General features: G+C 40.4%; 15 protein-coding genes. 10 read left to right on the top strand and 5 right to left on the bottom strand.

Translation table 11 applies throughout. The annotated features are described in order from the left end of the window. Positions 1–8 precede the first annotated feature (8 nt). Both ACSFVZ_RS12115 and queG read left to right on the top strand, forming a co-directional pair. The gene (locus tag ACSFVZ_RS12115; RefSeq protein ID WP_138556728.1) at positions 9–1214 is read left to right on the top strand and encodes a methyl-accepting chemotaxis protein; all 1206 of its coding nucleotides are present in this window, start codon (positions 9–11) and stop codon (positions 1212–1214) included. A 49-nt stretch (positions 1215–1263) separates the two neighbouring features. Then, on the top strand, positions 1264–2418 hold the full coding sequence (queG, locus tag ACSFVZ_RS12110; RefSeq protein ID WP_421967612.1) for a tRNA epoxyqueuosine(34) reductase QueG: 1155 nt from the start codon (positions 1264–1266) through the stop codon (positions 2416–2418). Between the two features lies 1 nt (position 2419). On the opposite strand, the gene ACSFVZ_RS12105 is transcribed toward queG, so the two are convergent. From ACSFVZ_RS12105 to ACSFVZ_RS12095, 3 genes are all read right to left on the bottom strand, one after another. After that, a complete protein-coding gene (locus ACSFVZ_RS12105; protein ID WP_138556729.1) occupies positions 2420–3547 on the bottom strand; it encodes a response regulator in 1128 nt (375 codons plus the stop codon). Positions 3548–3562: 15 nt separating this feature from the next. Next, positions 3563–5515, bottom strand: a complete 1953-nt coding sequence (locus ACSFVZ_RS12100; protein WP_253039765.1) for a sensor histidine kinase — start codon at positions 5513–5515, stop codon at positions 3563–3565. A gap of 144 nt (positions 5516–5659) precedes the next feature. After that, a complete protein-coding gene (locus ACSFVZ_RS12095) occupies positions 5660–6151 on the bottom strand; it encodes a GNAT family N-acetyltransferase (protein WP_435558950.1) in 492 nt (163 codons plus the stop codon). A gap of 75 nt (positions 6152–6226) precedes the next feature. On the opposite strand from ACSFVZ_RS12095, the gene ACSFVZ_RS12090 reads away from it, so the two are divergent. The 6 genes from ACSFVZ_RS12090 (at position 6227) to ACSFVZ_RS12065 (ending at position 11642) form a co-directional block, all read left to right on the top strand. Then, positions 6227–6802, top strand: a complete 576-nt coding sequence (locus ACSFVZ_RS12090; protein ID WP_135923509.1) for a glutathione peroxidase — start codon at positions 6227–6229, stop codon at positions 6800–6802. A gap of 73 nt (positions 6803–6875) precedes the next feature. Next, on the top strand, positions 6876–7157 hold the full coding sequence (locus tag ACSFVZ_RS12085) for a peptidylprolyl isomerase (RefSeq protein WP_054552716.1): 282 nt from the start codon (positions 6876–6878) through the stop codon (positions 7155–7157). Positions 7158–7217: 60 nt separating this feature from the next. Further along, positions 7218–7796, top strand: a complete 579-nt coding sequence (locus ACSFVZ_RS12080; protein WP_138556730.1) for a glutathione S-transferase family protein — start codon at positions 7218–7220, stop codon at positions 7794–7796. 17 nt (positions 7797–7813) lie between these two features. Then, positions 7814–8164, top strand: coding sequence for a DUF2750 domain-containing protein (locus ACSFVZ_RS12075; RefSeq protein ID WP_054552718.1), 351 nt, complete (start codon positions 7814–7816; stop codon positions 8162–8164). A 117-nt stretch (positions 8165–8281) separates the two neighbouring features. After that, the gene (locus ACSFVZ_RS12070; protein WP_135923507.1) at positions 8282–8959 is read left to right on the top strand and encodes a site-specific integrase; all 678 of its coding nucleotides are present in this window, start codon (positions 8282–8284) and stop codon (positions 8957–8959) included. A gap of 112 nt (positions 8960–9071) precedes the next feature. Next, positions 9072–11642 carry a M1 family metallopeptidase gene (locus tag ACSFVZ_RS12065; protein WP_435558949.1) on the top strand — a complete coding sequence of 857 codons (2571 nt, stop codon included), beginning with the start codon at positions 9072–9074 and terminating at the stop codon, positions 11640–11642. A 38-nt stretch (positions 11643–11680) separates the two neighbouring features. Here the strand turns inward: ACSFVZ_RS12065 and ACSFVZ_RS12060 are convergent, their stop codons facing one another. Continuing rightward, positions 11681–12046: a hypothetical protein gene (locus tag ACSFVZ_RS12060; RefSeq protein ID WP_435558948.1), complete on the bottom strand. Its 366-nt coding sequence runs from the start codon at positions 12044–12046 to the stop codon at positions 11681–11683. A 64-nt stretch (positions 12047–12110) separates the two neighbouring features. Further along, positions 12111–12980 carry a hypothetical protein gene (locus ACSFVZ_RS12055; protein ID WP_135923504.1) on the bottom strand — a complete coding sequence of 290 codons (870 nt, stop codon included), beginning with the start codon at positions 12978–12980 and terminating at the stop codon, positions 12111–12113. Between the two features lie 232 nt (positions 12981–13212). Between ACSFVZ_RS12055 and ACSFVZ_RS12050 the strand changes: the two genes are divergently transcribed. Continuing rightward, entirely contained in the window at positions 13213–14112 is a 900-nt protein-coding gene (locus tag ACSFVZ_RS12050; protein ID WP_135923503.1) for a phosphoribulokinase, read from the top strand. Between the two features lie 48 nt (positions 14113–14160). Further along, positions 14161–14700, top strand: a complete 540-nt coding sequence (gene yjjX, locus ACSFVZ_RS12045) for an inosine/xanthosine triphosphatase (protein WP_435558947.1) — start codon at positions 14161–14163, stop codon at positions 14698–14700. The last annotated feature ends 2 nt before the right edge of the window (positions 14701–14702 follow it).

Raw genomic sequence — 14702 nt, 5'->3', positions numbered from 1 at the left:
GTAGCTATATGCGCATTTATAATTTTATCGAACAAACTTTCTTTTACACCCTAACACGTAAGATTGTCGGTAATTTAGGTTTTGTGTTTGCGTTTCAAGCGATCACGCTTATCTGGCTTTACAGCAGTCTTTCAGAACAACAAACCAGTATGGGTTTATTTTGGCTGATGACTTTTATCATTTTTGCCAGCTTTATTTTTACTGTGTTTTATATGCGCTTTTTAATTGTTCGCCCGGTGCAGGCAATGCGCGATACATTAGAAAAAATTAATCAACATGATGCCGACTTGTCTGCAAAGTTACCGCACTTTACTTACGATGAATTTCGAGATTTAAGTGAACAATACAACACTTTTACTACCCATTTGAGTCAGTTGTTAGCCACTACGTATCAAAGTGCCCAAGCGAGTGCTGATAGTAGCTCAAAAATGACCCAGTCAATGCAGCAAACAGCGCAATTGAGCCACCAGCAAATTGAGTTCAGTCAAACAATTACTGACTCAAGCAATCAAATTACCTCGAGCCTTGAAAATATATCAGCAAATACTGACAGCGTGCATCATGTTAACAGTGAGCACCTTAGTTTTGTACAAAACTCAGCTCATGAACTGTCATCCCTCGTTAAAAAAGTAGCAATGATCAGCCAAATACTCGGTAACTTCTCAGCTACCGTATCAGGGTTGAAAGAGAACAGCGAAAACATTCGCGCTATTTTGAAAATGGTCGAAGAGTTTTCAGATCAAACTAATTTACTTGCTCTCAATGCGGCCATTGAAGCAGCCCGTGCTGGTGAAGCCGGCCGTGGTTTTGCGGTGGTTGCCGATGAAGTAAGAACCCTCTCAGTAAAAGTCAATGATGCAACCCGCCAAATTAGCGATTTCATCAATCAAATGAATAGTCTAGTAAGCGAAACCAATAAAGAATCTGAGCAGCTCATTAGCCACTCAAGTGAAGCCGAAACAGCAATTAGCAACACATCAACTGGGTTTAGTAACATGCTCGCTGAATTTGAGCAAAATCAACAGCAACTGCAACAAATTGTTAGTGCGGTGCGTTTATTAGAGCAAACTCAAACCCAAACTCATCAAAGTGTTGAGCAAATTGTGGCGTTAGGTGAGCAAGCTAAACAGCAAATAGATGAATCCCTGGCTGATTGTGAGCAATCTCATCTACTCAGCCAACAAACCCAAGAGCAGCTTAAACGCTTTGTATAGTCTCTTTTAGCTGCTGAATGTAGCTAATCTATGATAAAGTAGCCACTTCTTGGCTACTTTTTTATTGACCGTGACAACACCTGCTACTGATTATGAACAACTCGCACTGCAAATAAAGCAATGGGGTAAAGACCTTGGCTTTGCAGAAGTCGGGATCACTGATATTGATCTTACTAAACACGAGGCACAATTACAGCGCTGGTTAGATTTAGGCTATCACGGTGAGATGGAATATATGGCAGCCCATGGAATGAAGCGAGCGCGCCCCGCTGAGCTGGTACCTGGCACGCAGCGAGTCATCTCAGTAAAAATGAACTACCTACCGCCTGATGCAAGTTTTGCTAAAAATCTCAAACAGACCGATAAAGCCTATATTAGTCGCTATGCACTAGGTCGTGATTACCATAAGTTAATTCGCAACCGCCTAAAAAAGTTAGGCCAGCAAATTGAACAACATGTTGGCCAGTTAGGCTTTCGTCCATTTGTTGACTCTGCACCTGTACTTGAGCGACAACTGGCCGAAAAAGCAGGCCTAGGCTGGCGTGGAAAGCACAGCTTATTAATCAACAAAGAAGCGGGTTCATGGTTTTTCTTAGGTGAATTGTTTGTTGATATACCGCTGCCTATTGATCAAGAAAATAGCTTTGAAGGCTGTGGTAAATGTGTAGCCTGTATGACCCTTTGCCCTACCGGTGCCATTGTTGAGCCCTATGTTGTTGATGCGCGTAAATGTATCTCTTACCTTACTATTGAATTGCAAGGTGCAATCCCTGAAGAGTATCGCCCACTTTTAGGTAATCGCGTGTATGGCTGTGATGACTGCCAGTTAGTCTGCCCGTGGAATCGTTACGGACAAATAACCGATGAAGCTGACTTTCATCCCAGACAACAGCTTAAAGACCAAGATTTACTGACGCTCTTTGCATGGGATGAAGCGACGTTTTTAAAAAATACCGAAGGCAGCCCTATCCGCCGCATTGGTCACGAACGTTGGCAACGAAACCTCGCTGTAGGATTAGGTAATGCCGATTACAACGACAACATCATCCAAGCTTTGAGCGATACGCTTGTTAATGCCAGCCCTTTAGTTGCCGAGCATATCGAATGGGCGCTCGAGCAACAGCAAAACAAGCGACAAATTAAGTTACGCAAAACTGCGCGGCTAATTCGTATTGTTGAAAAAGGATTGCCGCGGGATGCCTAAATTAACGTGTTAATAGTTGCGATAAATCATTTTCGATTTCATGAAACGCTGATTTAACTCCTTTGACAGACTCTTCTCTGGCTACCGAGTTTTGAATCGTTTCATCCACCTTTTGATAAATAAATATCTCTTGGTCTTCATCTAAGCCCATAGTGGGTATTCGCTGTTCAAGATCTTCTTGTAGCTGTTTAAATACTGCCTCATTACTAATTCGGTTGTCATCTAACAGCTTGATTAAGCCAGTAAATTTTCTATGTACATTACTCACAGCTTCATTTAGTTGTTGCTGCTGTTTTAATAACTCTTTTTTAGTAATGATCGCTTTTAATTGTTGCTCTGTGACACTCACTAGAAAGCAAATATGGTCGCGTATTCGACCATGTTTATCGGGGTCTTGCTCTGGCATGTTTAAGATAAGCAGACTAATCATGTCGTAATTAACTAAAATGCGGTTCGAAAACTCATGAAGGCGCCCTTTTCTTTTTAACATGTCGAACAATTCAATGACGATCGGTGAGCACACACCCGTTACAGAAAAATGCTCAACATGCGTACCTAATCTAAACTCGACATTACTTTGTAAATCGAATGACTTTAGGCAGTTTAAAAAGGCTTTTCCTAACTCACGTTCACTCTCAATCAAACCTATATGTTCAATATAATTAACTATTTGCCCCATTTCACTGCTATTAGCCATCGCATTAAACGCAGTTGATGTGGCATCTTCTACTTGCTGCTCTAGAGCCTCTTTTTCAATAAGGACTTGATTGAGGTTCAATAATTTTAATTTTAGCTCTTGATGGCTAAATGGCTTCACAATATAGTCTTCAGCACCAGCGGAATAGCCTTCCATTCGCTCTTCTACAGTGCCTCTTGCCGATACGAACATGACAATAATCTTTTCTGTACTTGGATTCTCTTTTAGTTTGCGACAAACCTCATAACCACTCATTTGAGGCATACTTACGTCAAGCAGAATGACTTGTGGAGCAAATTCTTCAACAACGTTTAAACATTCTGGACCGCTATTTACCATCTTCAGCTCAAAATCGAGATCTTCAAAAATCTCTTCAATGATTTCTAAGTTAAATGGTTCATCATCTACGGCTAAAATTCGCTTCAAGGCCATGTTATTTCTTCCGTTTTATGAATTAAGTGTTATTGGTTTAGTGTCATTCGTTAAGTGTTTTGGTAAATCTATCTGCAGGGGCAACCGAACGATAATTGTCGCACCGCCATGTTCATTATTAAGTGCCTTAATTGTGCCCTGATGCAAAGTGACAAATTCGCGACAAATAGCAAGCCCAAGCCCAGTTCCTCCGGCACCGCTATTAGTTTTACTGCTTTGTTCAAACTTAGCGAATACCTTTTCAAGTTCTTGCTCAGGAATACCTATACCATGGTCAATAACAGCGATTTCGGCCATTTTTTCTTGTGACGACAAACTAATTTCAATCTCACTATTAGGCTCACTAAACTTCAGAGCATTACCTAATAAATTACGCATGATTTGGTTGATCTGCTCTTCATCACAATCAAGGGTAATACCTTGTTCTCCCCCCGATAAACGAATAATAATGTTTCTTTCAAGGGCGGTGCCCGAAACATCATCAATACTGGTTTTTATAATGTTACTGAGGTTGTGCTTTTGCGGATTAAAAGGAAACTTACCGACATCAAGCTTTGACAGATCGAGAAGGTTATTAAGTAAAGATAAAAGCCGCTCTCCGCTTTGCTCTATTCGTGACAAATATTTATTTAATTTATCTTTGCTTAAGTCGTCATTAGCAACTTTTTCTAAGCCAAAACGAGCAAAACTTAAAATAGAATGCATTGGTGTTCTTAATTCGTGAGACATATTCGCTAGAAACTCAGATTTACTGAGGCTTGCTGCTTCTGCTACATTTTTTGCATGCTCTAGTTGTGCCGTACGCGCTTTGACTTCTTCCTCAAGCATATCTTTCGCTTCTAAAAGTAGGTCTTCTTTTTCTTTTAAGTGCGTTACATTTTTAAAGATTACCGCAAGCGCTATTTCACCATGATGGTCTATCTCATTGAACGATCCCACCAAAGGAACTGTGTTACCGTTTTCTTTAAGTAACCTTAAATCACAACTAAACTGACGATTTTTATTTAGCGTCGCTATTTTTTCTTTGATACGTAAAATGGATGTTGCATCAAAAAAATCGAATACTGAACAGTTTTCAAACTCCTTCAAAGGCTTATCGAATAGCTGTTCACATGCATCATTGGTTTCGATTATCTTGCCATGGCGATCAAATAAAATAATGGCATCGGGAGTATGTTTAAAAATAACCCGCAGTAAGCTGTCTTTTTCGATAAGAGCATCAACGGTATTTTGTAATCGCTCAACAAGCTCAGCATTGTGACGCTTTAATAACTCGGTTTGCCAAAGCTTATGCACTGACTGCAATAAGCTATTATCGTCAACAGGCTTGATCAAGACATCCTCAACCCCTTGTCGAATTGCAGCAACCATAGAAACCTGATCCGGTTTTGAGGTATACAATAAACAACGGCTATGCGGTTGTAACGCTTTAAGCTTTATGAATAACTCAAGCCCCGTGCCATCAGCAAACGTAAAATCACTGATTAATAGATCAATATCATGCTCTTTGATAAGTTCTATTGCAGAGGATGAGTTGTCAGCAGTTAACGTCTCGATATGTGCGCCTTTAAGGTTAAGCGCTATTTTTTCTAGACGCTCTGCACAGTGATCAACAAGTAGCACTTTAGGAAGTTGAAGAATATTGTCACTATCGAGCTCAAGCACCTCTTCTAGTAAAGAGCTAATTTCCTTATTGGCAAAAAAAGGATAAATAACGACTGCATTTGGCAGTAATCGATTGACCACGCTAAAGTGCTCAAGCAGATCGCTTCGCTGTGCTTTTGGAGCAAGCAATAAAAAGCGGTCATGTGAAAACCCGCCCATTAATCTTCGAATAACTGTCGTTGGTACACCATGAGAAGCAGCCACAAGATCAAAGTCTTGTTCTACTACTGAATCATCAACCATAGAAAAGTGTAATAGCTCAACCCTGCAGCCGATCAGCTCCAGCAGCACTTTTACTCGCATCGCTAAAACACTATTGCTATCAACAATTAAGATTCTGCGCACTGTAAACCACACCCACTATAAGAATAATTACCTATATTAGCGTAGTCTAAAAACTCGAAGCATCACAAATGAGTTAGCACTTTTTATCTGTTTTACCGTATGTTATGCGTCAATATGCTTACCTAAAATGGTTAAGCTATAAGGTTTTCCATCCATAATAGCCACCTCTGGCAATTCTCCCCACACCAAGTAATCAAAGCGCTTGAACAGTTTTATACTCGGCATGTTATGGCTGAAAATGAAAGCTAACAACACCTTAATTCCAAGCGTTTTTGCATGTTGCTCTGAAAATGTAAGCAATTGTTTTCCTAGCCCTTGTCCTTGTGCTCGCTGGGTAATATAAATACTGATTTCAACAGTACCATCATAAGCGGGGCGGCCATAAAAAGATTTATAGCTCAGCCAAGCAAGCACTTTACCTTGTTGCTCAAAAACAAAAATAGGTCGTTTTTCTGAGTGGCTATCGAACCATACTTGCCTGTCCGCAACCGTCACCTCTTCGGTATCTGCGGTTACCATACGTCCAGGAATTGTCTCGTTGTAAATCGCGACAATATCAGTTAAATCGTTTTGAGTTGCTGTACGAATCGTCATAAATAGCTGAAATTAAATGATCACTTTTTCGCATATTAGCGTATATTCATCACAAATAACTAGCGGGAAATTAGTATGTATAAATATGCTTTGTTACTTGCAGCAGGTCTAATTACAACAAACCTTGCAGCACAAACCACAGAAGCCACGCCAACAGCAAAATCAACTAGCCAATGCGACGATTTCACCAACGTTACATTACGAAAATTGCGCTCAAAAGAATCAATTAACTTTTGTGAATTTAAAGACAAGCCGCTATTGATCGTCAATACCGCAAGTAATTGTGGTTTTACCGGTCAGTTTGAAGGCTTAGAAGCCATCCATAAGGAATACAAAGACCGCGGGTTAGTTGTATTAGGATTTCCTTCTGATGACTTCTTTCAAGAAGAAGACGATGAAAAAGATACAGCAAAAGTTTGTTTTATTAACTATGGGGTGACTTTTAATATGATGGCTACCAGTGCTGTTCGCGGTAGTGATGCAAACCCTATATTTAAACACTTAAACGAAGTAACCAGCTCACCTAACTGGAACTTTTACAAATACTTAGTGTCTGCAGACCGTAAGACAGTGCAGCGCTTCAACAGTAAAACCAAGCCAGAATCTAAAGAGTTACGTGATGCGATTGAAGCAGAATTAGCTGCAAAATAAATTTAATTTTTCGTTCAGTAAATATTGAACTAAACTAGTAATTTAATACTAAAACACATAGTAGGGAGATGTTATGGCAGTAGCCAGTGCAAGACACATTCTCGTAGACAGTGAAGCTCACTGTTTAGATTTAAAACAGCAAATTGAACAGGGCGCTGATTTTGCAGAACTTGCGCGCGCTCACTCTAATTGCCCATCGGGGCAAGATGGTGGCGCACTAGGTGAGTTTGGTCCAGGCATGATGGTACCTGAGTTTGATAAAGTGGTTTTTTCAGCTCCCATTAACCAAGTACAAGGTCCGGTCCAAACACAGTTCGGCTACCACCTGCTTGAAGTAACAAGCCGTACTGACTGATTTCATACGAATATTTGAAAGCCGCCTAACCAGCGGCTTTTTTTTGCGAAGGATCTCAAAATGCAACTTTTAGGCTCGACCACCTCACCTTTTGTGCGCCGTATTCGTATTTGGGCTGCACTCAATAAGCAAGCTCTTGAATTTATAAACCTAGATATTTTCTCTGAGCAAGACCGTAAAACCATGATTGCTCATAATCCGGCTAGAAAAATTCCTGTGTTAATTGATAAAGGCTTTCATGTTTTTGACTCAAACTCAATTATTCGCTACTTGCTAGAAAATACAGATCAAACATTACTCAGTTGGCAACAAGAAAATTATTTAACCATTATTAATGCTTGCAATGATTCACTCGTAGAAATGTTACTTTGCCAGCGCTCTGGATTTAATACCCACGACGATAAATTGTTTTTTAATTTACAAAACGAACGAATTGCTGAAACATTAGCCTATTTAAATGATCATTTATCTGAGCCAGTATTTAAAAGCTGTGAATACCTCAACATCAGTTTATACTGCTTGCTAGATTGGATCCGCTTTCGTGAATTAACTGATTTTAGTCAACTAACACGCTTAGTAGAGTTTTATCATAAATTTGCAGATAACGCGGCGGTACAACAAACAGATCCACGAAAATAAAGATAAGGGTTACGCAAATGAGCGATATCGAAATTGAATCAGAATTAGTTAGCTTTGTTGAAAAAGTTCGCTTGAACGAATCTATGTGGGCACTGGGTGCCGAAGATGGTGGTTTTGTTGTCTGTGAATCAAACCAATTTAGCGACACTGATGTGCTATTACTTTGGGGCACCGAAGACGCAGCAAAAGCACAATGTAAAGACGAGTGGCAAGACTATACGCCAGTCGAAATTGGCCTAGATGAATTTTTAGACGAATGGGTTGAAGACCTAAACGAAGATGATGCGCTAGTTGGTTTAAACTGGAACGATGATCAAGTATGCGTTGAAATCGAACCTGTTGGTCTAGCTAAAGCACTTTGCGATTAACTCCAATCCTTGAGCTTACAACGACACGGCTACTTTTATGGCTGTGTCGTTAAGCTGGAAACTTGATACTTATCAGGTATACTCTTCTGGACACATCTTTATTATCAAGGTTTTAGGTTGAAGTCCCATCTTGGTCGTAGGCCCTTTTCGGCCATGGAATTACATACCCTGTATAATGGTTACATCTATGGTGATCAGCGTTTAGTTCGTGAACAAGCTAAGCATTGGCATTTTTGGCTACCTTTATTTGCTTATTACACCGGTGCCTACAGTGATGAAATTGGCCATTTAACTCTTGATAATATAGTGACCCTTGATGGCATTCGCTGCTTTGACTTTCATACTCATGGCAAGATCAAGCCCCGCTATGTGCCTATTCATAATGCATTACTCGATGCAGGACTTGATCAGTACTTAGACTTTTTAAACGAGCAAAACCAGCAACGACTAATGTTTGATTTACCCGCTAAATCAGGTCGCTATAGCGAAAAAGTACGTATTTGGTTTTCTGGCGAAGGTGAGCGAGCTGGTTATTTACAAAAATGCGCGATTCCAAATGTTGATCAACAAGGTATGAAAACCGCAATTAGCAGCTTACGGCTTAACTTCGAACAACAAGTGCGAATTCATGCCCTGCAAGCAAACAGCAAAGATGCTTTTAACTACTTACTTGGTTTTAAAGATTTCAACGAGCAACGCTTTACTGATATGCCGTTATTAAATGCCGTGTTACAAAACGTCCGACAAATAAACCCGCAACTGCATTGGCAACGTTTCATCGACCGCCATAATTAACTGACAAACTTTGTTACTAACTATTTATTACTGTTCAAATTAAAACCTGATAGCATGGTGATTCGCCCCTCATAGCAGGTGCCTTTCTAACAACAAAAAATCAGGGATATTTATGTTCTTAAAAAGCCTATTAACGGTAAGTGTTGCACTTGCTGTTAGCTCTGCCCATGCCAATGAATATGTTATCGAAAAGCTTGCCAAGCCTAGCTCACAACAAGTAGCACTAACGCTTGATCCTGCAAAAGACAATTTTTCTGGTCATACCGAAATTGCTTTAGAAGTTCTAAAAGCAACGAATTACATCGAATTAAACGGTATTGATTATGCCGTTAGTATGGCGAAAATTTTAGGTGCAGAAAACTGCGACCTAAGCGCTGAAATGCTAAAAACAGGCAAAGTTAAATTCGCTTGTGACGAAAAAATTCAGCCTGGTAAATACACTTTAAAAGTTGATTTTACCGCACCTTATAACCGTCAAAGTGTTGGTTTATATAAAACCTTAGACCAAGGTACGCCTTACCTTTTCACCCAATTTGAAATGAGTGATGCTCGTCGTGCATTTCCCGTTTTTGACGAGCCTAGTTATAAAATACCTTTTCAGCTAACAATCACAGCGCCAACATCACAAAAAGTGTATGCCAACACACCGGTATTAAAAACCAAAGTTGATGGCGATATGACAACACACTTTTTTGATAAAACGCCGCCTATTCCTTCTTATTTAGTCGCCATGGCTGTAGGCCCGTTTGAAGAGCTTGAAATTAAAGGCATGCCGATCCCTGGCCGTGTACTGACTCCACAAGGTAAAATTCACCTTGCTGATTACGCAAAAGAAAATATGCCTCGCGTGTTAAAAGCACTGGAAGATTATTTTGGCATTCCTTACGTTTACAAAAAACTAGACTCAGTGGCAGTACCAGAGTTCCCATTTGGCGCGATGGAAAATGCAGGCTTAGTGACTTACCGTGAAGACATTTTACTGGTAGACCTAGCGACAGCAACGCGCAGCAAAAAAGAGCGTAATGTATCAATTATTGCCCATGAGTTAGCCCACCAATGGTACGGTAACCTAGTGACCATGAAATGGTGGAATGACTTATGGTTAAACGAAGCGTTCGCAAGCTGGATGGCAGCGAAAATCACAGCACAAATTAACCCTGAGTTTGAGTCGCACTTAGATTTACCACAAAATTATGTAATGGCCTTAGATGCACGTTTAAGTACCAAGCCTATTCGTAAACCAATCAAAACTGAAGCTGACATTATGGATGGCCTTGGCCTTGCCTACAGCAAAGGTAGTGCAGTTTTATCTATGGTTGAAAACTGGATTGGCGAAGATGCATTCCAGCAAGGTATTCGTGCTTACTTGAAGAAATTCTCGTATAAGAATGCAGAAGCCGCGGATCTATGGCAAGCACTAGGCGAAGCGTCTAATAAAGATGTAGCCAGTGTTCTAAAATCGTTTATCGAACAATCATCTTTCCCACTTATTAAAGTAACGCAAGATGGTAAAAAAATTAATATCAGCCAAAGCCGTTTTGTAAATGCTGGCGTTGATGCACCTGCACAACTGTGGAATGTTCCGGTTGCGATTAAGTATGGTGCGGGCGACAAAGTTAAAACCGCAAGTGTACTGCTTAACAAAGAAACACAGCAACTGACTCTCGACTTTGAGCCTGAGTGGATCTACCCAGATCAAGGTGCAATGGGCTATTACCGTTGGGTATTAGATGACGCACAGTTCAATGCCCTGCTCGATAACGCTGCTGACAAACTAACGGTTCGTGAACGCTTAGCGCTACTTTCTGCTGTTGATTCATTACTTGATGCAGGTGTTATTTCTGCCGCTCACTTAATGCAAACTTTAGAAGCCTTCGTAAGTGATGCGCACCCATTAGTCGCAAATACAGCATTAGGTTACCTTGCTTCTCAAAAACGTGTATTCGAAGACGACAGCAACCGTGAGCTATGGCCTAAGTTTATCCGTAACAGCATTTCACCTGCTGCCAAGCAGTATGGTTTAACAGCAAAAGCAGATGAAGACGCGGCAGTATCACAATTACGTGCGCAAGTGATTACGCGTTTAGGTTTTGATGGTGAAGATCAAAAAGTAATTGATACCGCAAAAGCGCAAGCAGCACTTTACTTAAATAATCCTGAAAATGTAGACCCATACTTAGCATCAACTTACTTAAATCTTGCTGCTTACCATGGTGATGCGAAGTTACTTGAAAAGTACAAGCAAACCTTTAAAACCACAAAAGATCCACAAGTACGTACTAAGATGCTGGCAGCAATGGGTTACTTTGGTAAACCAGAGTTACAAAAAGCAGTACTTGAATACAGCTTAACTGATGACGTAACAGCCTCAGATATGCGCACGCTGTTAGGTGGTTTAGGCTATGGTAAAGAACGTGAAGCACTGTTTATTGAATGGATTTACAACAATTACGATGCGATCACTAAGAACTTACCACCGTTCTTTGTACCAAACTTGCCGTTCTTCACTACCGCAAGCTGTGATGCACAAAGCCTAGAGAAAACCAAAACCTTCTTCAATGATAAAATCACTGAAGTACCAGGGTATGCACGCTCTCTTAGTAAGCTTGAAGAAAGCGTTAATGATTGTATTGCACTGAAAAAACGTGAGTTAAGTTCAGTAAATAGCTTCCTTAAACGCTAACCCTACTAGATGCAAAAAGGGCCACAATGTGGCCCTTTTTATTGCTCCAAAATAGCGCTTAATTTATTTATAAATTGCTCAGCCGCTTCAGAGGAAGTGACTTTAAATGCGATACCATAATGAATGGGATGCGCACTTTTATAAATTCGCGTTGGAAAGCGTGTCATTTCACTGCTGTGAAAATAGTCTTTAACACGCGTAATACCTTCGATTGCATCAAAGTCAGCACTAAATACTTCAAAAATTGGTCTAATAACGATTTTAGCTTGGCCACTTTGCTCATGAACATAAAAAGCTTCTTTTGAGTTTGCAGGCATAAATTCGTTAATATTCTTAATTTTAAAATTACTGCGACAGCCCGCTTTAACCAGCTGTACACTAAGTTGTTCGGCAGAAAAAGACAAATGCGTCCCTTATCAATAGCGTTAATTATTAGTCACAGTACAGCAATCAGTGTAAAACCGTTACTCATTTATTACACACAAATGCCAGTTTGTTATGTTTATAATTTAAACGCGAAATTGATCCTTCACAAAAACGCCTTAAATCAAGCCATTGTGATACCACTTCAGGCTCTGTTAGGCTGCGCTTGTAAATTCGGTTATTAACCGCATATGCCAAAGTGTTTTGATCAATTAAAGCAAAATCTTGCACTGAGTCAGGTAACCTAAATAAGTCACTGACCTCTTCAGTTTGCGGCGCAAAGCGTGCAACCCAATGTTGATTATCTTTGTTATAACTAAATAAATAACTGTTTGTGTGTTTATCAAAAACTAACGTACGGCCAATATCAGCTGCAATTACTCGCGGTTTAGCGGCTGCAATACTCGTGTACTGCAAGGTATGTGGTTCACCTAAAATAAACATAATTAGGTCGTTTTCAGCGCCCCATGCATGGTAGCCAACTGGTTCAATCCATTCAAAAATACGGCTTGCAGTTTGCTCATTAGCAAGCGGATATTGCCATAACTTTTGTTTGCCATCTTCTTCGACAACGATTGCTGAGAGAGCCTGCTGATTTGGCATTAAAGTTGGTGAATATTCACTAACAGCCGTATTGGTTATATTCACGCTAGTTTTTGTAGCAAAGTTATAAAACACAATATCTGTTTGTGACTGTCCAGTTTCAGCAATAACCTCATGGGTGTAATACAGCCCTGAATCAACTAAAAATGGCTGATTGTTGTAACTTTTATTATCGGTTATCCGCGAGACTTTCATACCGTAAGGAGTGTCAAAATCAGCAAGTAGTATTTCGCTTTTTGGCATCGCAGCATTTACGTGACTAGTAAAAAATGTCCCTGCGGCGACGAAAAGTAAAGACGAAATCAATTTCATAGGGTTCTCTCTTTTAATTTTTATATGCCATGATAGCGCTAATTAATCTGACAGTCACTTGACCTTACCATGCTCGACCTTTATAACTAGGGAGTGTTCGTTTTTTATCAGTTTCGACTGATTGATTTTATGCACGCTACACCAATCGTGTTAAGTTACTGACCATTCTGCCTGCGCGCTAGAATGTTTCAATATTTAAGTCGATTGGTATCAACAAATAACGAGAATGATTATGTCAGCTAAACACCCTATCATCGCAATTACAGGCTCATCTGGTGCTGGCACCACCACCACAACCAATGCCATTAAGCATATTTTTAGAAGCTTAGATATTGATGCAGCCTTTATTGAAGGAGATAGCTTTCATCGTTATACACGTCCAGAAATGGATAAAAAGGTCCGTGAAGCACAACAAGAAGGCAAGCATATTAGCTATTTTGGCCGAGAAGCTAACGATTTTGGTGCCCTTGAAGAGCTTTTTTATCATTATGGTGAAACAGGCCAAGGAAAAATAAGGCGCTACCTACATACCTTTGATGAAGCAGTTCCTTATAATCAATTACCGGGGACTTTTACGCCTTGGCAAGACTTAGCACCCAATACCGATATGTTGTTTTATGAAGGTCTGCATGGCGGTGCTGTTGATGAAAATCATGATGTTGCCAAACATGTTGACCTGTTAATTGGCATGGTGCCAATTATCAACCTTGAGTGGATCCAAAAATTGATCCGCGATACCTCTGAACGAGGTCATTCGCGCGAAGCTGTCATGGGCTCAATTGTGCGCAGTATGGATGATTACATTAACCATATTACCCCTCAGTTTTCACGAACACATATAAACTTCCAACGGGTGCCAACGGTTGATACCTCCAACCCGTTCAGTGCAAAAGATATTCCTTCTCTTGATGAAAGTTTTGTTGTGATCCGTTTTCGAGGCATAGAAGACGTAGATTTCCCCTATTATTTGCGCATGATTGAAGGCAGTTTTATGTCACGCATAAACACGCTTGTTGTGCCGGGCGGTAAAATGGGCCTTGCGATGGAATTGGTCTTAACACCGTTGATCAAAGATATTATTTTGAAAAAGCGCGCACTTGAAAATTTAGCCCCAGTTGACTTGCCGATTTAACTCACTCGGGTACACTGCTGGCTCAACCGAAATAATGGAGTCGCCAGCTTGAAAAAAACATTACGTGTTATTGTCGGTTCAAAGAACCCTGTAAAAATTAACGCGGCTAAAAATGTCTTTAGTCTTTATTTCCCAGATTATATCATTGAATGCAAAGGTGAGCATGCACCATCGGGTGTGCCTGATCAGCCACTAGGTGAAGATGAAACCCGTATCGGCGCTGAAAACCGTGTTAAGTATTGCCAAAACCACTTTGATGCCGACTTTTATGCCGCAATGGAGGGAGGCGCAGAACAATTTAGTTATGGCGCAGCAACCTTTGCCTTTGTGGTGATTGCAAACAAGCAGCAATTTAGCGTTGGCCGCAGTAGCAACCTACCTTTACCTCAACCTTTTTATGATGCCTTACTGGCCGGTAAAGAGCTGGGAGATGTAATGGATGATGCATTCAATACTGTTAATATCAAGCAGCAAGGTGGCGCTATTGGTTTATTGACCAATCACTTAGCGACACGCGAAAGTACTTATGTACAAGCGCTAACGCTTGCAATGGCACCATTTTTACACCCTACCCTGTTTAATCAGTAATT

This window comes from Pseudoalteromonas nanhaiensis (assembly GCF_051235485.1).
In the GTDB taxonomy this organism is placed as follows: Bacteria; Pseudomonadota; Gammaproteobacteria; order Enterobacterales; family Alteromonadaceae; genus Pseudoalteromonas; species Pseudoalteromonas lipolytica_C.
The sequence above is the reverse complement of the archived record's forward strand: the minus strand, read 5'-3'. Positions and strand labels throughout refer to the sequence as shown.

Coding starts and splice junctions, on each gene's coding strand:
- ACSFVZ_RS12075 (WP_054552718.1), top strand. CDS start 7,814: ATGAGCGATATCGAAATTGAATCAGAATTAGTTAGCTTTGTTGAAAAA.
- ACSFVZ_RS12085 (WP_054552716.1), top strand. CDS start 6,876: ATGGCAGTAGCCAGTGCAAGACACATTCTCGTAGACAGTGAAGCTCAC.
- ACSFVZ_RS12080 (WP_138556730.1), top strand. CDS start 7,218: ATGCAACTTTTAGGCTCGACCACCTCACCTTTTGTGCGCCGTATTCGT.
- ACSFVZ_RS12100 (WP_253039765.1), bottom strand. CDS start 5,515: ATGCGAGTAAAAGTGCTGCTGGAGCTGATCGGCTGCAGGGTTGAGCTA.
- ACSFVZ_RS12090 (WP_135923509.1), top strand. CDS start 6,227: ATGTATAAATATGCTTTGTTACTTGCAGCAGGTCTAATTACAACAAAC.
- ACSFVZ_RS12065 (WP_435558949.1), top strand. CDS start 9,072: ATGTTCTTAAAAAGCCTATTAACGGTAAGTGTTGCACTTGCTGTTAGC.
- ACSFVZ_RS12105 (WP_138556729.1), bottom strand. CDS start 3,547: ATGGCCTTGAAGCGAATTTTAGCCGTAGATGATGAACCATTTAACTTA.
- ACSFVZ_RS12055 (WP_135923504.1), bottom strand. CDS start 12,980: ATGAAATTGATTTCGTCTTTACTTTTCGTCGCCGCAGGGACATTTTTT.
- ACSFVZ_RS12050 (WP_135923503.1), top strand. CDS start 13,213: ATGTCAGCTAAACACCCTATCATCGCAATTACAGGCTCATCTGGTGCT.
- ACSFVZ_RS12095 (WP_435558950.1), bottom strand. CDS start 6,151: ATGACGATTCGTACAGCAACTCAAAACGATTTAACTGATATTGTCGCG.
- ACSFVZ_RS12115 (WP_138556728.1), top strand. CDS start 9: ATGCGCATTTATAATTTTATCGAACAAACTTTCTTTTACACCCTAACA.